Raw genomic sequence first — 23,933 nt, forward strand, 5'->3', positions numbered from 1 at the left:
CCTCGCTACTTTCTGTCCCGTTTTTCTATTTATTGTCCGTAGATAAACTAAGGTAATTATTTAATCATATCGAAACCTGTATAAGGAATCAACGCTTTCGGAATGCGGATACCTTCAGGTGTCTGATTGTTTTCAAGCAATGCAGCAACGATACGCGGCAAAGCCAAAGCACTGCCATTCAGTGTATGGCACAGTTGTGTCTTTTTGTTCTCATCACGATAACGGCATTTCAGACGGTTAGCCTGATAATTATCGAAATTGGATACGGAACTTACTTCCAACCAACGTTTCTGAGCTTCCGAATATACTTCGAAGTCGAAGCAAAGAGCGGCAGTGAAACTCATGTCGCCACCACACAGACGCAGGATACGGTACGGAAGTTCCAGCTTCTGGAGCAGGCCTTCCACATGGTCCAGCATTTCCTGATGAGACTGCTTAGAATGTTCCGGTTTGTCGATACGAACCAGTTCCACTTTAGAGAACTCGTGCAGACGGTTCAAACCGCGTACATCTTTACCATAAGAACCGGCTTCGCGACGGAAACATTGTGTATAGGCACAGTTCTTGATAGGCAACTGTTTTTCATCGATAATCACATCACGGTAGATATTGGTTACCGGCACTTCGGCAGTCGGTATCAGATAAAGGTCGTCCACTTCACAATGGTACATCTGTCCTTCCTTATCCGGAAGCTGACCGGTACCGAAGCCGGAAGCGGCATTTACCACGGTCGGCGGCATGATTTCCATATAACCGGATTTGCGTGCCTCATCCAGGAAGAAGTTTATCAAAGCACGCTGCAACTGAGCGCCCTGTCCTTTATAAACCGGAAAACCGGCACCTGTAATCTTCACACCCAGGTCGAAGTCAATCAAATCATATTTTTTAGCCAATTCCCAATGAGGCAGTGCGTCCTTCGGCAGTTCTGTTTCCATACCACCCATTTTTTCTACCACATTGTCCTCAGCAGCAACGCCTTCGGGCACTTCATCGTAAGGCACATTCGGAATTGTATAAAGCAGGTTCTGCATCTCTTCCGCAGCCTGGTCCATTTCTGCCTGAATGCCCTTGCTCAGTTCCTTGATTTCGGCAACACGCTTTTTAGCAGCTTCGGCTTCTTCTTTTTTGCCTTCTTTCATCAGGCCACCGATTGTTTTCGACAGCGAGTTAACCTCTGCCAGGTTTGTATCTAATTGATTCTGTGTACTACGTCTTTTATCGTTCAGTTCAATCACCTTAGCGATGCTTTCTTTTGCACCCTTAAAGTGTTTCTTCTCCAGACCACGAATCACGCGGTCTGTTTCTTCCGTAATCATTTTAAGCGTCAACATACTTGCTCTATGTTTATTTATTTTGAAATGCAAAGATACATAAAAAAGCAACTTCCGCTCAGATGTTTACAAAAATATCTCACTTCACCCGTCCTCCCGTTATCCAGCTCCGGGTATAATAGGGTTCGCTCAGGCTACTGACCATTACTCCCCTGGAAGTACTGGTATGGATAAACTTCCCGTTCTTCAGATAAATTCCTACATGGTTAGGCGTCTTTTTCTTGCCTCCTCCTGTTTTAAAAAACACCAAATCGCCTTCCTGCAATTTGCCACGACTGACCTTCTTACAATTATATTTCAGCATATCCGCCGACGAACGTGCCAACTGTTTTCCATAAACCTCGCGAAACACAATCGCCACAAACCCGGAACAATCCACGCCCCGCTTGGTACTTCCTCCCATCCGGTGAGGTGTCCCCAGCCATTTCGCCCCTTCATTATAAAGAAAGATATTATCATCCGGCGTAATACGCACACCATATAAACGTGACAATTCCTTCGGCCCTTTAAAATCAGCCGGAAGCGCCACACGTTTCTTACTGCCGCAGGATGTCAGGACCAGTACAAACAAAAACAGCCAAAGGCTGAATATAGGATTTTTATATATCATGATTTATTTATTCTCTTTCTGTAGTTGGAGCAATACGATGAACCGTTTCTTTTACTTGCTTTACAACATCTACCCCATCTCATACTTATTAGGATTGATTCTTATAATGCAAATATACATATTTTTCAACACCATTCGAAAAGTTTTTAGAAAACACCATCACATTCCAACGATCGATTCAAAGTAAGGATTCAGTTTGTGCTGGTTATAATTAGCTTCCGCTATCATTTTTGAAGAGTTTGCATAACAATACTCACATTTATGCGGACAGGTATATTTGTTCAACCCCATCAACCCTCTCGCCAGATACTCCATATCATCCTTCTCAAAAAGCCGGTAATTAATATGATTCTTTTCCAGATTCGCTTTTACCTTCTTATATTCCAGAATATCAGCAAAACTGAATACCAGCTTCTTCGTATACCCTTTTAACTGATTTCCGATACGCTCAACCTTTTCCAGTAAATCATCTTTAGAAATCCGGTCAGTCAGCACCATCGGGTCAAAGCGCCAGATAACCCGGTCGCTATCCAGACGGTCAACCAATCGTTTAAACGTATCTATCAACTGACTTATTCCTTCTCAAAATACAATTGTTTTTAATTGCAAATACAACTGTTTTTGTTTCTAAATACAATTGTATTTGTATTCAAATACTTAAGTCTATGAAATAGAGAACATTTTGAATATTTGTTTTCTTAGAGTTGAAAGAAGATTATTTCACCTACTGACATACTGTTGTCACCACAATAGTCTATATTTGTAACCTTACTATCAATATTGCAAAATGAAAACAGAAAAGCCATTAGTAGACAAAGATTACGTATTAGATAAAATTGAAAGTTGGACATTTGTCGAAATACCGGAAATCCCAATGCCTAAGACTCCTTTTGGAATGCTAAAAGTAAAAGGAAAGATAGATAACTATGAATTTTCCAATGTACACCTGATGCCTATCGGAAACGGACATATAGGTCTGGCTGTAAAATCGGAAATAAGAAAAAAAATAAAAAAGCAAGCTCCTGATATCGTACATATTACACTGTATGAAGATAATACGCCATTAATAATACCCGAAGAATTATTGTTGTGCATGGAAAATGAGGAAGGCCTCTTAGATAAATTTGAAAAATATAAGCATGGTCAAAAAAAAGCATTTATAGATTGGATTAATTCTGCAAAAACAGAACAAACCAAAGCCAACCGCATTGCCAAAACGATAACAATGATACAAAAGAATGAAAAGATTTAACAGTAGAAACCTGATCGATAGAATACGATCCACTCCTGACTCTTATGGAAATATCACCTGATGATAAATCCATAAAAGACTGGAGCGAACGTAAATGGGCGTTATGACAGGACTTTACTTCAAAAACATAGGCAAGTGAACAATAAAGACTATATCCAAAGTCTGTACATACTTTCTCTTGGATACGAATTACTCCGTCTTTATAGACTTCACCGGATTGTTGAGAGCCGCTCTTAACGATTGGAAACTAACCGTCAGCAAAGCAATCAGGGTTATCAGCAAGGCCACTCCTGCAAAAATATCCCAACCGAGTGTAATCCGGTAGGCATAATCCTTCAGGTAGTGGTTAGCGGCATATAAAGAGACAGGAATACCTATTACAAAAGAAATAAGTAAAAGTACCATATACGCTTTTCCCAACAAAAATAGTATATCTATTATTTTAGCCCCCAATACTTTGCGGACACCAATTTCCTTTGTTCGCTGTTCGGCAGAAAAGGCACTTAATCCCAGTAACCCCAAACAGGAGATAAAAATTGCCAGCATGGCAAATAAGGCAGACAACTTTTCTACCAGATGTTCATCCTCAAACAAATCATCGAAACGGTCGGTCATAAAGGTCGGCTCAAACGCATGATAGGGTGTAAAAGAACGCAATACCGTCTGTACCCGCCCTATCGCTTCATACGTATCGATATCCGGTTTCAGACGAACAAACAATATATACGTTCTTTGAGGATCATAGAAAAACAAAGCAGACGCCGGCTCAAGTGTATAAAAATCATCGAACACGAAATCTTTCATAATACCAACTATCTCCCATTTGTGATCAGGCGACTGGCCGATTTGTCCTCCTACACGGCCTTCCCTTCCCATTCTTTTTGCCAGAGTCTCATTGATAAGGATTCCTGCCCCTCCCTTATTATTTTTCTTAGCCGGATCGATATCCGTTCCGTCAAGCAGTTTTATCCCGGCAGCATCTATCAAACCTTCCGACACAAAATTAAAAGAAATATAGGCATCATCTTCCGGATCTTTTCCATTCCAATACCAGGGATTGGTACGCATACTCGATTTCAGAATCGGACTGGCTGAAAACCCACAATTTTCTACTACACCGGTATTGATCAGCTCATTCCGCACAGCCGAAGACGCATTACACAATTCTTCGGTAGCCGGAAAACTTACCAGATTTTCTTTTTTTATTCCGATATCCCGTTTTTGTACCAGCTGTATCTGAAGATAAATAACGAAAGTACTACAAATCAGGATAAATGCCATCGTAAATTGAAAGATAACCAACCCCTGACGTATCCATGCGGCACTTCCCCCTTTACTCACTTTCTGCATTTTCAGCGTAGTCAACGGATTGAAAGAAGACAGATACAACGCCGGATAACTACCGGCCAGAAAAGTACAAAACAATCCGATCGCCACCAGTCCGGTCACAATCGTCGGATCGAGCAGACTAAAGGATAATTGAACGCCTATAAATTCATTAAACCAGGGAAGACTCAGCCAGATCAATCCGACCGACAGCAAAAGAGCTATCGATGTTATCAACCCCGATTCTACCAGAAATTGCCGGATCAGGTGTTTTCGTTTGGTTCCGAAGGTTTTCCGCACTCCGACTTCCAACGCCCGTTTTTGGGAACGTGCAGTCGATAGATTCATAAAATTGATACAGGCAATCAAGAGTATCAACACTCCGATCAGAAAGAAAAGGGAGACAGTCTTTATGTAGCCGCCACCAGTTTCTATCCCATCTTTAAACTGACCATACAAAAGCATTTTATTAAGAGGATAAAGGAATATCTGAATACTCTCACAAGCCGGCCCGGCTTTACGAAAAGCGAGTCCTTTCAGCTTCTCATTCAACTGCTCCAGATCCACTCCCGGTTCCAACTCGACATAAGTTTGCAGCCAGGAAGCCCCCCATTCGTTTACATTAAATACTTTTTTCATTTCCTCTACGAAGACACGAAAAGGTATCAGCCATTCAAATTGGAACGAAGTATTATCGGGCATATCCTCAAACACACCCGTTACTTGATATATAACTCCTTCATGAATCAACCCCTTTCCTATCGGATCTTCTTTGTTATATATCTTTCGAGCCATCGACCGGCTGAGGACAATGGAATATTGCGGTTCGAAAACGGAAGAGGCATCACCACTTATGAACTTCATACCGATCAGATTAAAGAGAGTGGAATCGGCATAAGCTCCCTTTTCTTCAAAAGAGTCTGTTGTATTTTCAGGGACAAAAACGACTGGCTGAGCACTATATCTGCTACAACTCTTCACTTCCGGAAATTCGTCCTCCAAAACTTTTGACAGCATAGAATTTGATTCGAAGCTTGTTATACATTCATTCGAGACAGGAAAATAATGAGATGCACTGACATATATATTTCGGGAATTAGGGATTGCCTTGTTGAAATTCACTTTACTTTCCACCCAGAGAAAGATAAGTGCAGCCGAAGTAATTCCGATTGCCAGCCCCAGGATATTCAGAAAACTATATATTTTATTCCGGAAAATAATCCGGAGAGATCTTCTTATATTCATTGTGTAAGTTTTTTAGTTTGCGGTATAAGCTAATTCTTTCAGGAAATTTTCCGAAACAGGTTTCCCATCCAGCATATGAATAATCCGGTGGCTGTAACGGGCATCGTGTTCACTGTGTGTTACCATAACGATCGTGGTTCCGGCATCATTGAGCATAGTCAGCAGATCCATTATTTCCAAGCCGTTGCGACTATCCAGGTTTCCGGTTGGTTCATCTGCAAGGATCAGTTTCGGATCATTGACAATTGCCCGGGCAATCGCCACACGCTGCTGTTGTCCGCCCGAAAGCTGCGACGGGAAATAGTTACGGCGATGATTGAGAAGGACGCTTTTCAAGGCTTTCTCTACTTTCATTTTGCGGAGGGAGGCTTTCATTCCACAATTTTCCAACGGCAATTCGATATTCTCAAATACAGTTAACTCTTCTATCAGATTGAAATTCTGGAAAACAAAACCGATATTCTCCCTTCGCAAATCGCAACGTTTGTCTTCATTTAATCCGGTAACCTCAACCCCATTAAAAAGATAGGAACCCGAATCAGGATCGTCAAGCAATCCCAGTATATTCAGTAAAGTAGACTTTCCACATCCCGACGGTCCCATAATGGCAACAAACTCATGTTCCTTTACATGAAGCGACATATTATCCAAAGCAATTGTCTCCACCTCTTCCGTCCTATAGACTTTCCTCAAATCATTTATTCTAATCATAGTCTTATGAATAATTTAGCATGTTACATATAAATCCGGAACAATTGATATGCCAAAACAGCAATCCCCAATATATTAACCCATTAACAAAACGACCGCCCTTGAATAGTGTCCATAAACGGACACCTTATGTCTGCCTACAGACAAAAAACAGGAACAGCTTGGGCATTCACTTCATTCTTGATATATTTGCAACCTACTAACAAGAGTAATTATGAACTTACACCAGGCAAATATACTGATTGTTGATGATGATAAAGACGTTCTGACCGCCGTACGTTTTTTGCTGAAGATGGAAGTGAAAACAATACTGACAGAAACAAACCCGGACAACATTCATAAGCTGGTCACAGAGAATGACATAGACATTATTTTGTTGGATATGAACTTCAGAAGCTCCATCAACACCGGCAACGAAGGTCTGTTCTGGCTGAAAGAAATAAAGAAACGGAAACCTTCCCTGTCAGTCATTATGATTACAGCCTATGCAGATATAGACCTAGCCATCAAAAGCCTAAAAGAAGGGGCCGCAGACTTTATCGTCAAACCCTGGCATAACGAGCATCTGCTGAATATCCTGTCGGAGACACTTCGGAAACAGGCAACTCCAGACAGTAAAGAGAAAACAAATAAAAGAAATACTGATATAGAGATTATCGGAAACTCGGAAAGCATGCAGCTTTTGTTCCATAAATTGCAAAAGATAGCACCTACCGATGCTAATATATTGATCCTGGGAGAAAACGGAACAGGAAAAGATCTTGTTGCCCGCTACATCTATCAGTCATCCCTTCGCCGGAATCAGCCATTTGTAAAAGTAGACGTAGGTTCCCTGACGGAAACCCTTTTCGAGAGCGAACTTTTCGGACATAAAAAGGGAGCATTTACAGATGCGCGTGAAGATCGTACCGGTCTAATCGAGGCGGCAGACAAAGGAACACTTTTCCTGGATGAAATCGGAAATATAACTTTGCAACAGCAGGCCAAACTGCTGACCGTGCTGCAAAACCGTGAAGTGACCCGCCTCGGAGCCAATACACCGATGCCGGTAGATATCCGTCTGCTGTCAGCAACCAACCTGCCATTACGGGAGTTAGCCAACGAAGCAAAGTTTCGTAAAGACTTGATTTACCGGATCAATACAGTAGAGATAACCGTACCGCCTCTACGTGAACGAGGCGAAGATATCATCCTGCTGGCAGAACATTTCCTGAAAATGTATGAGAAAAAGTATTTCAAACAAAAGTTCCGTTTAGCCGACTCAGCCAAAAAGAAACTGATGTTGTATCATTACCCCGGCAATGTACGCGAACTGCAATACACCATAGAAAGAGGCGTTATCATGGCCGACAGCGATGTGCTGAAAGCGGAAGACATTACCTTCTCTCCCTTAGAGCAACAGGAAGAAAATGCCCAACCGATACCGACACATAATCTGGATGATCTGGAGAAGACAGCCATTGAACAGGTCATTCAAAAACATAACGGAAACATATCGCAAGCGGCGAAAGAACTGGGATTAACCCGGGGAGCCTTATACCGCCGGCTAGAAAAACACGGACTATGACGATCGCCCTATCCATCCTAATCGTTATACTTCTGCTATATATAATATATGTACGCAGGAAAACAAAACAGGATATCGACGAATTTGCCGAGTCCATCATTAACAGAGATTTTTCAAGGAAATATCCCCGGTTCCAGTCTATCGCGGATACCTTCGTGAATCTGGCAGCCGAGAAAGAAGCGCAGCAGCATTACCTGAAAGAGATGCTGGAACTGGTCGATACTGGTATCCTCGCCTATGATATGGAAACCCATGAATCACTATGGATGAATGACTCTTTTACGACCCTGCTCAACATTCCTCATATCAAGAATATCAACTGGCTGAAAAAGCAAAACGAAAACCTTTTCAATGAACTGCTCGATATCCCGGTAAACAAAAGTACCCTGATAACGATCCATGCCCGAAAACAAACCATCAAAACAATGACAAACGCTTCCGTCTTTCAAACCGGAGGAAAAACCTACAAACTGATCGCATTCCATAATGTAAGCGCAACGATGGAAGAAGTCGAATCGGGTGCCTGGAAAGGATTACTCAATGTAATGACTCATGAGATTATGAATTCTATCGTCCCCGTCTCATCCCTCTCGGATACGCTCAGAAGAAAAATACATACATTGAAAGAAAATGTATCCGAACCGTCTACTACGGATCTAGAAGATATGGAACTGGCGATGGACACAATTCACCGGCGAAGTGAAGGCCTACTGCGCTTTGCCGAAACCTATCGCAATCTAAGCCAAAAGATAGTACCTGATATGAAATCATATAATCTCTATAATTTGCTGAGTTCTGTTCATTCCCTGATGAATCCTTCCCTTCAACAAAAAGGGATCGCTTTCACGCTAAAAACAAACGCTCCGGAAGTTACCGCCTTTATGGACAGGGATTTGATAGAACAGGTTATCATCAATTTTATAACCAATGCCACCTATGCCACAAGTGAAAAAGAGAATCCGCAAATACATCTTTTCTCCGGGTATGACTCAGAAGGACATCCTTACATCACCGTTGCCGACAATGGCAAGGGCATCCCCGACTCAATCCGCGACAAGATTTTCATTCCATTTTTCAGTACCAAGAAAAACGGCAACGGCATCGGCCTGAGCATTTCCCGGGAAATCGTCAAACTGCATAACGGAAAGCTGCACGTGCAAAGCCAGGAGAAAGAAGGAAGTGCCTTCACTATTTTATTCAGTCCCTAAGCCAGCATTTGTTTCATTAGGAAGAAACAAGTGTTTCTACCGCATGAAACAGTTGTTTCCCCTGCATGAAACAGGAAGCGAAACCACATAAAAAAAGCGAAACCTCCTTTCGGAATTCCGCTTTTCTTATTTTCTTCGAGTAAAGCTATCTTATGCTTCTGCTACAACTTCCTGGATAGAAACGAATGATCTGTTTTCTTTACCTCTACGGAAAGTAACAACACCATCTTTCAATGCATACAACGTATGATCTTTACCGATACCAACGTTTACGCCCGGATGATGAACTGTACCTCTCTGGCGAACCAAAATGTTACCAGCTTTAGCAACTTCACCACCAAAAAGCTTAACACCTAATCTTTTACTTTGTGATTCACGGCCGTTCTTTGAACTACCCACACCTTTCTTATGTGCCATTTCTTCTTTTCTCCTTTAAACGTTAAGCAACAATTTCTTTAATACTCACTTCAGTGAACTGCTGACGGTGACCGTTCAGTTTACGATAACCTTTTCTTCTCTTCTTGTGGAAGATCAGCACTTTATCACCTTTTACCAGCGGAGACAGTACTTCACATACTACCTTTGCGCCTTCTACTGTAGGAACACCTACTTTTACATCACCATTGTTGTCAACCAACAACACTTTGTCAAACTCAACAACAGCACCGCTTTCTGCGTTCTGAATGTGCTGAACGAACAATTTCTTACCTTCTTCAGCTTTGAACTGTTGTCCGTTAATTTCTACGATTACGTACATCTGTCTTTTTATATTTAAACAGGTTATGTCCCGGGGGTGGATACATATTCCATATCACTTGTTTACCCTCTGCGGAATTTCAGACTGCAAAAGTACTGTTTCCGAATATATTATGCAAGAATTGTCGTAATTTTTTTATCTAAAACTTTTTCAATTCCTGATACAACCGTTGCACCGGCAACCCCATTACATTATAGAATGAGCCGTTGATAGCCTCTACCCCGACATAACCGATCCATTCCTGTATCCCGTAACTACCGGCTTTATCGTACGGACGGTATTTATCTACATAATAGATAATGTCATCCTTTTCAAGTTTGGAAAAGGCGACTGCCGAAGAGACGGAAAAAGAAACCGTTTTCTGTTTAGTCGTCAGGCAAACGCCGGTGATGACTTCATGTACATGGCCCGACAGGTGGCAAAGCATCTCGATTGCTTCCTCACGGTCGGCCGGTTTACCCAGGATACGACCCGGTTGTCCATAAGTGACGACAATCGTGTCAGCCGTAATGAGCAATTCGTTATCAGTCATTTTTTCCAGATACGCTTCTGCCTTTTTACGGGCGATATAAGCAGGTATCTCGTCTGCCGTCAAGTCATCAGGATATGATTCGTCAATGCCGGGAATTACTTCGACCTCGAATTTGAGGTCAAGTCCGGCCAATAATTCTTTTCGCCGGGGTGAGTTAGATCCCAGCACGATTCGGTAATGTTGTAGGTTAGTCAGCATAATTATTTTTCATTGTTATTACCATCCGAACGCTTCTGCGCTCATCCAATGGCCTTGTGCTTTCATTGTTTGTTCTATCACATCGCGGGCAACACCCTCACCCCCTTTGCATAAGGAGATATATTTCGCTATTTGCTTGATTTCCGGGGCTGCATCCGCCGGAGCAACCGGCAAGCCTACCCGCTTCATCACATCATAGTCGGGGATATCGTCTCCGGCATACATGACTTCTTCAGGCGTCAATCCCGTCTTTTGCAGGAAATCATTGAAATCGTGTATCTTTACGGCACTCCGCATATATATATGTTCGATACCCAAGCGGGAAAAACGGATTTGCACAGCCTCCGTATAGCCACCGGTAATAATCCCGACCTGGTAACCTTTCTTTACAGCCAGTTGCAGGGCATAACCGTCTTTGATGTTGACTGTGCGCATCGGATCGCCGTTGGGATGAAGTGATACCACATCGCACGACAGCACACCGTCTACATCAAACACAAACGCTTTTATCTTTGTCAGGTCATAATTGATACTACTCATTTTGGGCCTCCTTATGTATACTTTGGCTAAGAAGCCGGTAGATCGCTTGCATATCCGGATCGTCCAGCATAGCCAGGTGTTTATTGATCACATTTTCATCATACCGGATTGCGGGCCCGGTCTGAGCCGCAGCAGGCGGCATGGAATGTATTTTCGATACTGTCTCATCGATAAGCGGCAAAAGGACATCTGCCGGAATGGATTCGTTTTCCAGTAACTTATAAGATAATGTATAAATATGATTGGTAAAATTACAGGCAAAGACAGCCGCCAGATGCAAACTCCGGCGTTTTTCCGAAGACATGAAACGAACATTCTCAGAAAGAGCGCTGGCTATATTCTTTAGATAATCCGCATTCTTATCCGTGTTTGCTTCCAGAAAAATGGGAATCACATCAAAATTCACATTCCTCCCCTTACTGAATGTCTGCAAAGGATAAAGGACTCCGAAACGTTGGGCATATCCTTCAAATACGCTCATCGGCATACTTCCCGCCGTATGGACCCACATACCGTTATTCGGTTTGACCTTCGATATTACATCCGACAAGACAGTATCCTTCAGTGAAAAGACATACAGATCGCCATCTTCCTGCAAAGCGGATAAATCATTCGTCCACGGACACCCCAGTCGTGTTGCCAACTGACGGGCACTCGCCTCTGTATGGCTGTACACCTGACCAATCTGCATACCAACCCGTTGCATGGCGAGCGACAAACGTGTCGCCAGATTTCCGGCACCGATAAAAACTATTTTCATGCTTCCTTGTTTTCTTCCGGCATTTTATAAGTGCCCAGGTGAATCTTTTCCCATTGCAAATGAGCTTCGTCAAACGGTTTGCGTTCCTGGTCCTTATAACCGAAACCGATAATCGAGAGCACCTCCAGCTGATAAGGAATATCCAGCAGGCTACGGACATACACATTGGCATCCGCATCATCTTCCGTTTGCCGGTTACGTATCTGGCACCAACAGCTGCCCAGACCCAGATCTTCCGCCTGAAGCTGCATATAGATAGAAGCGATCGAGGCGTCTTCCACCCAGACATCACTATCCATTACATTCGCCATCACCACAACAGCCAGTGCACAACCTTCAAGAAACGAAGCTCCGGCCGGCTTACAACCAGCCAGTTTTTTCAACATTTCCTTATCTTCCACCACAACGAACTGCCAGGGATTTTTACGCTTGGAAGCGGGTGCCATCAATGCTGCCTTTAAAATCATTTCGACTTGTTCAGGTGAAAGCAACTGGTCGGTAAACTTACGCGTGCTTCTTCTATTCTTTATCAGTGTTGCAAAACTCTCCATTTTTATCTTATTTTGTAGCTGTTAATTAATCATCTTCATTCTGTAAGGAAGATATTTCTGAACAGGACAAAGATAAATATTTTTTACACGCTGAATATACGCTTCCTTCATTTTTCGCGTTAGTAAAGCTATAACATTATTAATTATGAAGATTCGTGCGATAGCTGCACTGCTATTTATATTAGTCTCAATCAGCGCTTTTGGACAAAAGCATGTTAAAATCACGGGATATGTTCGGGATGCCGACGGTAGTCCGCTTGAACTTGTGCTTGTTCAGATAAAGAATACGCTGAACGGGGCAATGACCAATGAAAAGGGTTACTATTCGATCACCACGTCGCCGGGCGATTCCGTAGCGGTTATTTTTTCTTGCCTGGGATATAATAAGGCAGAACGTATTCTACCCAGCTTGCAACAGGACATGCGGCTGAATGTACAGATGAACTACACGAGTATCGATCTGGGGGAAGTTGTTGCTGTAGGTACCCGTTACCAAACCAGTACCCTTCAAACCATGAATGCAGACCGTGTCAAGCTCCTCCCCGACCCTGCCGGCGGAAGCATTGAAAGCCTCGTGGTCACTTTTGCCGGAGTTTCATCCAGCAACGAATTAAGTTCCCAATATTCGGTTCGCGGCGGTAGTTACGATGAGAACATAGTATATGTAAACGGCCTGGAAGTATTCCGCCCGTTACTGATCCGTTCCGGCCAGCAGGAAGGTCTGAGCTTTATCAATCCCGACCTGACCGAAGCGGTCAATTTCGCAGCCGGAGGATTTGAAGCACGGTACGGAGATAAAATGAGTTCTGTTCTTGACATCACCTATAAAAAACCCAAGTTATTTGAAGGATCGGCCTCCGCCAGCTTACTGGGAGCAAACGCCTATGTGGGCAGTTCCATCGGCAAGTTCACACAAATAACCGGTGTTCGTTATAAAACAGGACGTTCGCTACTAAAAACAATGGATACGGACGCCGAATACCAGCCGGATTTCGTCGATCTGCAATCATACATGACTTATCAGTTAGCTCCGAAATGGGAAGTAAACTTTCTGGGGAACCTGGCGTCCAACACGTTCAAATTCACCCCGCATAAACGGGAGACAAACTTCGGTACGGTAGAAAACGCCCAACGGTTTGAAGTGTATTTCCCCAACAGCCGTGAGCGGGATAAGTTCCAGACAATCTTCGGCGCACTGACCTTGAAACACAATCCGAACGAGAAAACAGAACTGGGCCTTCAGGCATCCGCTTTCTCCAGCAAGGAAATAGAAACCTACGACATCACCGGTGAATACTGGCTGGGCGATGCAACAACAGAAAACGACAATAACCAGAATGCCCTTGAAATAGCCCGCTACCATGAGCATGCCCGCAACCGTTTAAGTTCAACCATCATGAATGTAGGACATTACGGCAGCAGCAAGATCAAAAACAACACACTGAAATGGGGAGCTACCGTACAGATGGAAAAGATAAACGACCGCATCAGCGAATGGGAAAAACGCGACTCGGCAGGTTATTCACTTCCTCAAACGGGGAACGGGGTAAACGTGATCTCCAATCTTTATTCAGACAATGATTTGTCGACTACCCGGGTATCGGGATATTTGCAGGATGTTTTCAAGTTCCGTACCAAGCAAGGTATGTTCACACTCATCGGCGGTATCCGCGGGAGCTACTGGAGCTATAACAAAGAATTCATTTTCAGTCCGCGCGTTTCTTTAGGTTTTATCCCTAATTTCGATCAGAATCTGACCTTTCGTGCAGCGACAGGTATCTACTACCAGTCACCGTTCTATAAAGAATTACGAACCACCGTGCAGGATGCCGCAGGCAATGATATTATCGAACTGAACAAAGATATCAAATCGCAACGTTCCATCCATTTCATTCTCGGTGGCGATTATACGTTCCGGGCAGCCGACCGTAACTTTAAAGTCAGTGCCGACCTCTATTACAAGAAACTGGACGACCTGATTCCTTACACCGTCGACAACGTAAAGATCCGGTACTACGGAGAGAACTGTGCCAAAGGCCATGCAATGGGTATCGATGTTAAATTCTTCGGTGAATTTGTACCCGGAACCGATTCATGGATCAGTTTCTCGCTTATGAAAGCAGAGCAAACAATCCGTGACATGGTAACCGTTCCCATGCCCAACAGCCAGGGATATAACGTATCGTTATTCTTTCAGGATTATTTTCCCGGATACAAACGTGTAAAACTGAATCTGAAAGGCGTCCTCTCCGGCGGACTTCCTTTTATTGCACCACGCACGAAATACGAAGATGTGAAGAGTACTTTCCGCACGCCGGCCTACAAACGTGTCGACCTCGGTTTCTCTTACCAGCTGGCCGGAGGAACCGATGCGATCATGGACCGCGGCGTCTTTCGTCACCTGAAAAATATCTGGATCGGAGTGGACGTATTTAACCTGTTCGATATAAAAAATGTCAGTTCCTATTACTGGATCACCAACATCGACAACCAGCAATATGCTGTACCGAATTACCTGACAGGCCGACAACTCAATGCACGACTGATTGTCGATTTCTAAGAATATGCCAATAAGATAATTTGCCAATATGCCGATAAAAAACAGGATTTGCCAATGAGAAGTCAAGGCTTTCATTGGCAATTTTGCATATTAGCAAATTGCCAAATTATTATTAATGAAATATTTCTTGATTCTTCAAAAAGAATGTACCTTTGCCATCAAAACAAAAAGCATTTATCAATTATTAAATTCTTATTGACATGGAAATTACACATATTGAACATCTGGGAATTGCAGTAAAAAGCATCGAAGCTTGTCTGCCGTATTATGAAGAAATTTTAGGCATGAAATGCTACAACATCGAAGAAGTTGCTGACCAAAAAGTAAAGACTGCGTTCTTTAAAGTAGGCCAAACAAAAATCGAATTACTTGAACCGACCAGCGAAGACAGCACTATCGCCAAATTCATCGAAAAGAAAGGCGAAGGTATTCACCATATCGCATTTGCTGTACCTGATGTACAGGCTGCATTGGACGAAGCTGAATCAAAAGGTGTCAAACTGATCGACAAAGCTCCCCGCGGTGGTGCAGAAGGTCTGAACATTGCATTCCTTCACCCGAAATCAACTTGCAGCGTATTGACTGAACTTTGCATGCCGGGTAAAAAATAATTAATCAGTTCATTTCTAACAACAAATCAGAAATACAATGAGTAACCAACTTGAAAAAGTAAAAGAGCTTATCGCTCTTCGCGAACAAGCCCGTTTAGGTGGTGGAGAAAAAAGAATCGAATCTCAGCACAAGAAAGGCAAGTACACAGCACGCGAACGTATCGCCATGTTGCTTGACGAAGGTAGTTTCGAGGAGTTTGATATGTTCGTTCAGCACCGTTGTACTAACTTCGGTATTGAAAAAACAAAATTCCTGGGTGATGGTATCGTAACCGGATATGGTACGATCGACGGCCGTCTGGTCTACATCTTCGCACAGGACTTCACCGTATTCGGAGGAGCTTTGTCAGAATCACTGGCCATGAAGATTTGTAAGGTAATGGATCAGGCCATGAAGATGGGTGCCCCTGTCATCGGCTTGAACGACTCAGGTGGAGCACGTATCCAGGAAGGCGTTAACGCCCTGGCAGGATATGCTGAAATCTTCCAGCGTAATATCCTTGCATCCGGTGTTGTACCTCAGATTTCAGGTATCTTCGGTCCGTGTGCAGGTGGCGCAGTTTATTCTCCGGCGCTGACTGACTTTAACATCATGACACGTGGTACCAGCTACATGTTCCTGACAGGTCCGAAAGTAGTAAAAACAGTTACCGGTGAAGACGTAACTCAGGAACAACTGGGTGGCGCAAGCGTACACACAACCAAATCGGGTGTTGCCCATTTCGCTGTCGACACAGAAGAAGAAGGTCTGCAACTGATCCGCAAATTGCTCAGCTTCCTTCCGCAGAACAACCTGGAAGAAACTCCGCTGATCGAATGTAAAGACCCGATCGACCGTCTGGACGATGTATTGAACGACATCATTCCTGACAACGCTAACCAGTCATATGACATGTATGAAGTAATCGGCACAATCGTTGACAACAACGAATTCCTGGAAGTACATGCTGATTATGCTAAAAATATTATTGTTGGTTTCGCACGTTTCAACGGCCAGTCTGTTGGTATCGTAGCTAACCAGCCGAAAGTAATGGCTGGCTGTCTGGACAGCAACGCTTCCCGTAAGGCAGGCCGCTTCGTTCGCTTCTGCGACGCTTTCAACATTCCTTTGGTGACATTGGTAGACGTACCGGGATTCCTTCCGGGAACAGGCCAGGAATACAATGGTGTAATCCTTCACGGAGCCAAATTGCTTTACGCTTACGGCGAAGCAACTGTGCCTAAAATCACTGTTACATTGCGTAAATCTTACGGTGGTGCTTACTGCGTGATGAGTTCTAAACACCTGCGTGGCGATATGAACTACGCATGGCCGACAGCTGAAATCGCAGTTATGGGTCCGAGCGGTGCTGTAGAAGTTATCTTCGCAAAAGAAGTTGCCGCATCCGAAGATCCTGCAAAAGCAACAGCCGAAAAAGAAGCAGAATACAAGAAGGCATTCGCTAACCCGTACAACGCAGCTCAATACGGTTATATCGACGATGTAATCGAACCGCGTAATACCCGTTTCCGTATCATTCGTGCTTTACAACAATTGCAGACGAAAAAGTTAAGCAATCCTGCTAAGAAACATGACAATCTGCCTCTATAATTCTTAAAACAGGAAAATGAATATGACTAACAAAAGATTTGGAGTATTGCTGCTGTTCATCCTGCTCGTATCATTCGGGGCACAGGCACAGCGTGCAACCTCCATGCGAATAAATGAAGTGCTGGTCATCAACGAAGATAATTTCGTTGACGACTATGGCAAACGTCACGGCTGGATAGAATTATTCAATACTTCTGCCGGAACGGTTAATATTGCAGGTTGTTTCTTGACAGACGACAAGAACAATCCTAAAAAATATCCGATCCCCAAGGGTGACGTACTAACTCAGATCCCCCCCCATCAACACACTCTGTTCTGGGCGGATGGTGAACCTAACCGTGGTACTTTTCATGTCAATTTCACGTTAGACCCGTCAAAAGAAAATTATATAGCACTTTATGACGCCGATGGTAAATCCTTGATCGACGAAATAACAATTCCGGCTGCACAAAAACCGGATGTTAGCTATGGTAGAATTATTGACGGAAAAGAAGAATGGGCACAACTCACAAAAGTGACTCCCAGCACAAACAACCTGACGTTAGATTCTAACGAAAAGATCGAAAACTTTAAGACAAATGACTCTTTGGGTATCGGTATGACTATTACAGCTATGGCTGTTGTTTTTCTAGGCTTGCTCCTTCTTTTCCTGATCTTCAAACAAGTCGGAAAAGCAGCTATCGCAGCCAGCAAACGTAATGCTCAGAAAGCAGGGGCACCTGTTAATGTAAATACACCGGACGAAGTTTCGGGCGAAGTTTTTGCAGCAATCGCTACAGCTTTGTATGAAATGAGTGATGACAATCACGATATCGAACATACAGTGCTTACAATCCGCAAAGTTCGCCGTGCATATTCTCCATGGAGTTCTAAGATCTATAGTTTACGTGAAACTCCCAGAAAGTGATTATCTCTAAAAACAAACAAGAATGAAAAGTTTTAAATATACCATCAACGGTAACGTATATAAAGTACACATCAATTCAGTGGTCGACGATATCGCTGAAGTAGAAGTAAACGGTACTCCTTATAATGTAAAAATGGAGAAACCGGCGAAAAAACAAATGGTTACACTCAAACGCCCGGCACAGGCTCCTACTACAGCCAGCGGCGAACCGGTTGTTACTCGTCCGGCAGCATCTACAACCCAGGGCGCCGTTAAAACTCCGCTTCCAGGTGTTATCCTGCAAATCAAATGCAATGTAGGCGACACTGTGAAGAGAGGACAAACTTTACTTATCCTCGAGGCTATGAAGATGGAAAACAACATCAACGCTGACCGCGACGGTAAGATTATTGAAATTAAAGTACATAAGGGAGACTCCGTACTGGAAGGTGCTGATCTCGTCGTAATCGGATAAGAGTATGCAAGAGAGTTTTTTATCATTCCTGGGTGACAACCTACAGTTGTTCCTCACCTATACAGGAGTATATAATGCAACTCCGGGCCATATCATTATGATATTGGTTGGTTTGCTCTTTATATTCCTTGCGATTAAATATGAATTTGAACCCATGTTGCTGATCCCTATCGGATTCGGTATCCTGATCGGTAACATTCCTTTTAAAGATGCAGGGCTTCAGGTAGGTATCTACGAACAAGGGTCTGTACTTAACATCCTCTATCAAGGGGTAACCTCCGGATGGTATCCGCCGTTGATCTTCCTCGGTATCGGGGCGATGACCGACTTCTCCGCTTTGATTTCCAATCCAAAGCTGATGTTGATCGGTGCTGCCGCCCAGTTCGGTATCTTCGGTGCTTATATTATCGCTCTTCAGATGGGATTCGAACCGAACCAGGCCGGTGCTATCGGTATTATCGGTGGTGCTGACGGTCCTACGGCTATCTTCCTGTCTTCCAAGCTGGCCCCTAACCTGATGGGTGCTATTGCGGTGTCGGCCTACTCATATATGGCATTGGTACCTATTATCCAGCCGCCGTTCATGAGACTGCTTACAACAAAGAAAGAACGTCTGATCCGTATGAAACCGCCGAGAGCCGTTTCTTCTACAGAAAAGATCATCTTCCCGATCGTAGGTCTGTTGCTGACTTGCTTCCTTGTACCTTCAGGTCTGCCCTTGCTGGGTATGCTGTTCTTCGGAAACCTGTTGAAAGAAAGTGGCGTAACCCGTCGTCTGGCTGAAACAGCCCGCGGTCCGCTGATCGATACAATCACCATCCTGTTAGGTATCACAGTAGGTGCTTCTACACAGGCAACTCAGTTCCTGACACTGAACTCTATCAAGATCTTCGGTTTAGGTGCGTTGTCATTCGTGATTGCAACCTGTGCCGGTGTATTGTTCGTTAAGTTCTTCAACCTGTTCCTGAAACAAGGCAACAAGATCAATCCGCTTATCGGTAATGCCGGTGTATCTGCCGTTCCCGACTCAGCACGTATCTCTCAGGTTGTAGGTCTGGAATATGACCCGACCAACTATCTGTTGATGCACGCCATGGGTCCGAACGTAGCAGGTGTAATCGGTTCTGCTGTAGCAGCCGGTATCCTGTTAGGATTCTTAGGATAATAAAACAAGTGACAGTTGATAGATGGCAAGTGACAGATAAATAGAATCTTTTCTAAATCTGTCAACTGTCACTTATCAACTGTCAACTTTTTATACATTTTGTTCGACCTCCATCGGATTTGTTTCCGGATTAGTTACTTCTTCCAATGTCGTCCCCACAAACAACCATACCATCAAAAGGACAATCGCAATAATAACCCCGATGATCAACCATAGATTTTTCTTTTTCATACCTTCGTAATTCTGATTTTGTTTTATATGAGCATAAAACAACAGAAACAAGTCTTTGGTTTAAAAAGATCTATGAGTAAAATACGAAACCTACTGCCATACTATCATAGTTGACAAATATTCATCCGATTACAAATGATTTAGCACCATACTCTCATACGCAATTCATATAATAATAGACTGTAAAACACAAAGCTGGAATACTTTCTCAAACATTGTTTTATTTGCCGGAATAAACTAACTTTGTCTCTATATCTTAAAAAGTATCCAACATGAGCCAAGTAAAAGGAATACCATACGGAATATCTGATTTCAAACGGTTGAGAAACGAAAACTTTTATTACGTAGACAAGACGATGTATCTGCCGCTGATCGAAAAGATGCCCAGCTACTTGTTTCTTATCCGTCCCAGACGATTCGGAAAAAGTCTGTTCCTTAGCTTGATGCGTACATATTATGATATATTGCAAAAGGATAATTTCGAAAAGTATTTCGGCGATTTATGGATTGGCAGCCACCCGACCGACCAGCGCAACCGCTTTCAGGTGCTTTACTTCGATTTCTCAAAAGCCGGTTGTTCGCAACCGGGAACCGATATGATGACCAGCTTCAACGACTATTGCGGTCTGATCATCAATCAGTTCGCACATGAATATGCATCCTATTACGATGCCGATTATAAAGCTACGATCGAAAATATAGCAAGTGCCAAAGCAAAACTGTCGTACATCGAGATAAAAGCAAAAGAAAAAGGGTATCCGCTTTATCTTATCGTAGACGAATATGACAACTTCACAAACGTCATACTGAGTGAACACGGACAGAAAATGTTTCACGACCTAACACATGCCAGCGGTTTCTACAGGGAATACTTTAGTTCAAAGGGATGTTCGACCGGATTTTCCTGATGGGGGTCAGTCCTATCACTTTGGATGATTTATCGAGCGGTTATAACATCAACTGGAATATCTCGACTGACGAAACTTTTAACGCAATGATGGGATTCGATGAAACAGATGTTCGTGAAATGTTTCATTATTACCGGCAAAACGATATGCTGACAGGAGACATAGATACAATGATCGCAGAAATGAAACCGTGGTATAATAATTATTGTTTCGCACGAATGGCATTGGATAGTGACCGGGGGTTCAATTGTGACATGATTTTGTATTATTTACACAATCAGGTAAATTTCCACCGTGCCCCGGAAGAGATGGTAGACAAAAATATTTGCATAAATTACAGCAAACTAAAAAAGCTAACCGGTATCAACCATAAAAGTTTACACGAAGATAGCTGTATGAATACTATCAAAGATATTGTCGCAAAAGGAGAAGTGCTAGTCGACCTGCACACCTCTTTCCCGGCTGAAAAAGTAATGGATATCGATAATTTCCGAAGTCTACTTTATTACTACGGACTGCTTACTATGTGCGGTACACACGGAAAACTATTAAAAATGTGTATCCCCAATAATTGCGTACGTGAACAATACTTTGGTTTCCTGCGCGATTATTATCAACAGTTTCATACAATAAACCTTTCTCATCTGAAAGATTTAATAGACGACTTCGCTTACGACGGCCAATGGAAACCGTTTTTCGAATCCATCGCCCTTGCCTATCGTGAAAACTCTTCCGTACGTGATGCTATGGAAGGAGAAAGAAATCTGCAAGGCTTTCTGAAGGCATATCTGGCACTCGCTTCTTATTATCTGGTAGAACCGGAACTGGAAATGAATTACGGTTACTGCGATTTCTTTTTATTACCTGACAAAAAGCGGTATCCCGATATCGGACACAGCTACATATTGGAGTTAAAGTACGCTGGACGTACCACCACCGACACGGAACTCGAAACGCAAGCAGAAGAAGGACGCCGCCAACTATTACAATACAGTAAAGACAAAATCGCTTTACAGTTGGCCAAAGATACAACGCTCCACTTGATACTGCTTCAATTCCGGGGTTGGGATTTGGTTAAGTGTGAAGAAATAGCTTCCTGCTAACAATCTTCACCGGATGATAGCTTTCAAAACGCTATCATCCCAACACCTTATTCTTAGCGATTGTTGCCTGAAATTCTTTCAGGTAGAACGGCTCAAAGTAGGCGACATCCTCAAATCGACTTTCGGCAAATGCTTTTTCAGACAAGGTTACCATATTAACAGCCAACGGGTGGATATTATCAATAAAGAGCGCATTCGGAGAAGTAATCACCTCCCGACATTTGGCTGCACCGTTCCCAAAGAAACAAACTTTCCCTTTTTCCAGCCAGGAAGCATAAGTTTCTGCATCTACAATATCAGCAGACGTTTCGCGAACCGTCTTCAAATTAACATCATAGATAGCTGCATACACCTCCATCCGACGGGCATCGAGCATGGCGCAATACAAACAGTCGGACGCATTATTTTGCTGTTCCAATGCGGCAACAGCCAACACTTCCAGCGTAGGAATACTGATCAGAGGTATGCCGTAACCGAAACACAAACCTTTGGCTACCGATACGCCGATACGCAATCCGGTATAAGATCCCGGACCGCTGCTGACAGCTACTGCATCCAGCTTCAATCCTTTTTCTTTGGTCACCGCAATAGCCTCTTCCACATAAACACCCAACAAAGCGGCATGCGACGGACCTTCAAATGAACTCTTTTCAAAAAGCACCTCACCATCAGCCGATAAAGCGACGGAACACACCGAGGTTGATGTTTCAATATTTAAAATACAAGACATAATAGTTGACAGTTGACGGTTGACAAGTGACAGATATTTTTCAATAGAACTCCGCTGTTCATCAACCGGATTAATTGGTCGCAAAAGTACAAAAACGTCTTTATACGAATGAGAAAATAACGAACTTTTTCTCTATCAGGACGAAGAATTATCAACTGTCAACTGTCAACTATCAACTGAATAAGCTATCTTTGCACAAATTTTTAGAACAATGATACAATCAATGACTGGATTCGGTAAGGTTACAGCCGAACTTCCTTCAAAAAAGGTAACCGTAGAAATAAAAGCACTCAACAGCAAACAACTGGATTTATCAACCCGCATCCCTTCTATCTACAAAGATAAGGAAATGCAAATCCGTAGCCAGCTGCTTCAGTCGCTTGAACGGGGTAAGGTCGATTTCAGCATTTATATCGAATATATAGGAAAAGATACTCCTACCCAGATCAACCTTACCGCTTTTGAAAGTTATTACAGCCAGGTTAAGGATATTGCAGAAAAACTGAATATTGCACTTCCGGCTGACTGGTTCCAGACATTACTAAAAATGCCGGACGTTATCAAATCTGAAATTGTAGAAGTAGACGAAAGCGAATGGGAAGTTGTTTTCAATGCGGTAAAGGGAGCCATCAAACATCTTTGTGACTTCCGCATCCAGGAAGGCGCCATGCTGCAAAAGTTATTTGAAGACAAAATCGGTAATATCGCCCGCCTGCTGACCGAAGTGGAAGAATATGAAGGCGAACGCATCGAAAAGATCAAAGCCCGTATCATGGATAACCTCGAAAAGGTAGCCAACCAGGATTACGACAAGAACCGCTTCGAGCAGGAAATGATCTATTACATCGAAAAACTGGATGTGAACGAAGAAAAGAACCGCCTCGACAACCATCTGAAATATTTCATCAGCACGATGAAAGACGGACACGGACAAGGCAAAAAGCTCGGTTTCATCGCTCAGGAAATGGGCCGCGAAATCAACACGCTCGGTTCGAAAAGCAACCATGCGGAAATGCAGAAAATTGTCGTTCAGATGAAAGACGAACTGGAACAAATCAAGGAACAGGTACTAAACGTATTATAAT

Annotated in this window: 23 protein-coding genes and 1 pseudogene; 11 read left to right on the forward strand and 13 right to left on the reverse strand. The window is 43.1% G+C overall.

The window, feature by feature from the left end; genetic code table 11:
- Positions 1-56: 56 nt before the first annotated feature.
- The 3 genes from serS to DWW91_RS19340 all read right to left on the reverse strand — a co-directional run bounded on the left by serS (position 57) and on the right by DWW91_RS19340 (position 2,508).
- Entirely contained in the window at positions 57-1,331 is a 1,275-nt protein-coding gene (gene serS, locus DWW91_RS19330; protein WP_010800095.1) for a serine--tRNA ligase, read from the reverse strand.
- A 79-nt stretch (positions 1,332-1,410) separates the two neighbouring features.
- Entirely contained in the window at positions 1,411-1,941 is a 531-nt protein-coding gene (locus DWW91_RS19335; protein ID WP_046146598.1) for a C40 family peptidase, read from the reverse strand.
- Positions 1,942-2,100: 159 nt separating this feature from the next.
- The gene (locus DWW91_RS19340; RefSeq protein ID WP_007657814.1) at positions 2,101-2,508 is read right to left on the reverse strand and encodes a DUF1848 family protein; all 408 of its coding nucleotides are present in this window, start codon (positions 2,506-2,508) and stop codon (positions 2,101-2,103) included.
- 220 nt (positions 2,509-2,728) lie between these two features.
- Here DWW91_RS19340 and DWW91_RS19345 point away from each other — a divergent pair, with 220 nt between their 5' ends.
- Positions 2,729-3,193: a YdeI/OmpD-associated family protein gene (locus DWW91_RS19345; RefSeq protein ID WP_007657813.1), complete on the forward strand. Its 465-nt coding sequence runs from the start codon at positions 2,729-2,731 to the stop codon at positions 3,191-3,193.
- A 189-nt stretch (positions 3,194-3,382) separates the two neighbouring features.
- Here the strand turns inward: DWW91_RS19345 and DWW91_RS19350 are convergent, their stop codons facing one another.
- Together DWW91_RS19350 and DWW91_RS19355 are read right to left on the reverse strand one after the other, a co-directional pair.
- A complete protein-coding gene (locus tag DWW91_RS19350) occupies positions 3,383-5,764 on the reverse strand; it encodes an ABC transporter permease (protein WP_122328669.1) in 2,382 nt (793 codons plus the stop codon).
- 12 nt (positions 5,765-5,776) lie between these two features.
- Positions 5,777-6,475, reverse strand: a complete 699-nt coding sequence (locus DWW91_RS19355; protein ID WP_010800097.1) for an ABC transporter ATP-binding protein — start codon at positions 6,473-6,475, stop codon at positions 5,777-5,779.
- 214 nt (positions 6,476-6,689) lie between these two features.
- Between DWW91_RS19355 and DWW91_RS19360 the strand changes: the two genes are divergently transcribed.
- Positions 6,690-8,042 carry a sigma-54 dependent transcriptional regulator gene (locus DWW91_RS19360; RefSeq protein ID WP_046146595.1) on the forward strand — a complete coding sequence of 451 codons (1,353 nt, stop codon included), beginning with the start codon at positions 6,690-6,692 and terminating at the stop codon, positions 8,040-8,042.
- Positions 8,039-9,250, forward strand: coding sequence for a PAS domain-containing sensor histidine kinase (locus tag DWW91_RS19365; protein ID WP_122328670.1), 1,212 nt, complete (start codon positions 8,039-8,041; stop codon positions 9,248-9,250). The genes DWW91_RS19360 and DWW91_RS19365 overlap by 4 nt, the downstream gene beginning before the upstream one ends.
- A 150-nt stretch (positions 9,251-9,400) precedes the next feature.
- On the opposite strand, the gene rpmA is transcribed toward DWW91_RS19365, so the two are convergent.
- The 6 genes from rpmA to DWW91_RS19395 all read right to left on the reverse strand — a co-directional run bounded on the left by rpmA (position 9,401) and on the right by DWW91_RS19395 (position 12,588).
- A complete protein-coding gene (gene rpmA / locus DWW91_RS19370; RefSeq protein WP_122328671.1) occupies positions 9,401-9,667 on the reverse strand; it encodes a 50S ribosomal protein L27 in 267 nt (88 codons plus the stop codon).
- 22 nt (positions 9,668-9,689) lie between these two features.
- Positions 9,690-10,007, reverse strand: coding sequence for a 50S ribosomal protein L21 (gene rplU / locus DWW91_RS19375; RefSeq protein WP_122328672.1), 318 nt, complete (start codon positions 10,005-10,007; stop codon positions 9,690-9,692).
- Positions 10,008-10,146: 139 nt separating this feature from the next.
- On the reverse strand, positions 10,147-10,737 hold the full coding sequence (locus DWW91_RS19380) for a Maf-like protein (RefSeq protein ID WP_122328673.1): 591 nt from the start codon (positions 10,735-10,737) through the stop codon (positions 10,147-10,149).
- Between the two features lie 18 nt (positions 10,738-10,755).
- The gene (locus tag DWW91_RS19385; protein WP_007657803.1) at positions 10,756-11,277 is read right to left on the reverse strand and encodes an HAD family hydrolase; all 522 of its coding nucleotides are present in this window, start codon (positions 11,275-11,277) and stop codon (positions 10,756-10,758) included.
- Positions 11,270-12,037 carry a Rossmann-like and DUF2520 domain-containing protein gene (locus DWW91_RS19390; protein ID WP_010800117.1) on the reverse strand — a complete coding sequence of 256 codons (768 nt, stop codon included), beginning with the start codon at positions 12,035-12,037 and terminating at the stop codon, positions 11,270-11,272. Before DWW91_RS19390 ends, DWW91_RS19385 begins: the two co-directional genes overlap by 8 nt.
- Positions 12,034-12,588, reverse strand: coding sequence for a nitroreductase family protein (locus tag DWW91_RS19395; RefSeq protein WP_007657793.1), 555 nt, complete (start codon positions 12,586-12,588; stop codon positions 12,034-12,036). Before DWW91_RS19395 ends, DWW91_RS19390 begins: the two co-directional genes overlap by 4 nt.
- A 145-nt stretch (positions 12,589-12,733) precedes the next feature.
- On the opposite strand from DWW91_RS19395, the gene DWW91_RS19400 reads away from it, so the two are divergent.
- From DWW91_RS19400 to DWW91_RS19425, 6 genes are all read left to right on the forward strand, one after another.
- Positions 12,734-15,148, forward strand: coding sequence for a TonB-dependent receptor (locus DWW91_RS19400; RefSeq protein WP_122328674.1), 2,415 nt, complete (start codon positions 12,734-12,736; stop codon positions 15,146-15,148).
- Positions 15,149-15,348: 200 nt separating this feature from the next.
- Positions 15,349-15,759, forward strand: coding sequence for a methylmalonyl-CoA epimerase (mce, locus tag DWW91_RS19405; RefSeq protein WP_007657779.1), 411 nt, complete (start codon positions 15,349-15,351; stop codon positions 15,757-15,759).
- Positions 15,760-15,796: 37 nt separating this feature from the next.
- On the forward strand, positions 15,797-17,350 hold the full coding sequence (locus DWW91_RS19410) for an acyl-CoA carboxylase subunit beta (protein ID WP_007657778.1): 1,554 nt from the start codon (positions 15,797-15,799) through the stop codon (positions 17,348-17,350).
- A gap of 22 nt (positions 17,351-17,372) precedes the next feature.
- Positions 17,373-18,257 (forward strand): lamin tail domain-containing protein, encoded by an 885-nt coding sequence (locus DWW91_RS19415; RefSeq protein WP_046147543.1) that lies wholly within the window; start codon positions 17,373-17,375, stop codon positions 18,255-18,257.
- Between the two features lie 22 nt (positions 18,258-18,279).
- Complete coding sequence (locus DWW91_RS19420) at positions 18,280-18,711, forward strand: biotin/lipoyl-containing protein (RefSeq protein ID WP_046146586.1); 432 nt, start codon at positions 18,280-18,282, stop codon at positions 18,709-18,711.
- A gap of 4 nt (positions 18,712-18,715) precedes the next feature.
- Positions 18,716-19,876, forward strand: a complete 1,161-nt coding sequence (locus tag DWW91_RS19425; protein WP_046146585.1) for a sodium ion-translocating decarboxylase subunit beta — start codon at positions 18,716-18,718, stop codon at positions 19,874-19,876.
- 90 nt (positions 19,877-19,966) lie between these two features.
- Here DWW91_RS19425 and DWW91_RS27880 read toward each other — a convergent pair whose 3' ends face one another.
- Entirely contained in the window at positions 19,967-20,107 is a 141-nt protein-coding gene (locus DWW91_RS27880) for a hypothetical protein (RefSeq protein ID WP_165364434.1), read from the reverse strand.
- A 272-nt stretch (positions 20,108-20,379) separates the two neighbouring features.
- On the opposite strand from DWW91_RS27880, the pseudogene DWW91_RS19430 reads away from it, so the two are divergent.
- A pseudogene (locus DWW91_RS19430) lies at positions 20,380-22,118 on the forward strand (ATP-binding protein).
- A gap of 34 nt (positions 22,119-22,152) precedes the next feature.
- Here the strand turns inward: DWW91_RS19430 and tsaB are convergent.
- A complete protein-coding gene (tsaB, locus tag DWW91_RS19435) occupies positions 22,153-22,848 on the reverse strand; it encodes a tRNA (adenosine(37)-N6)-threonylcarbamoyltransferase complex dimerization subunit type 1 TsaB (RefSeq protein WP_199722609.1) in 696 nt (231 codons plus the stop codon).
- A gap of 211 nt (positions 22,849-23,059) precedes the next feature.
- Between tsaB and DWW91_RS19440 the strand changes: the two genes are divergently transcribed.
- Entirely contained in the window at positions 23,060-23,932 is an 873-nt protein-coding gene (locus tag DWW91_RS19440) for a YicC/YloC family endoribonuclease (protein ID WP_010800122.1), read from the forward strand.
- Position 23,933: the final 1 nt, after the last annotated feature.

The organism is Parabacteroides sp. AF17-3, from assembly GCF_003635445.1.
GTDB classification, from domain to species: domain Bacteria; phylum Bacteroidota; class Bacteroidia; order Bacteroidales; family Tannerellaceae; genus Parabacteroides; species Parabacteroides goldsteinii.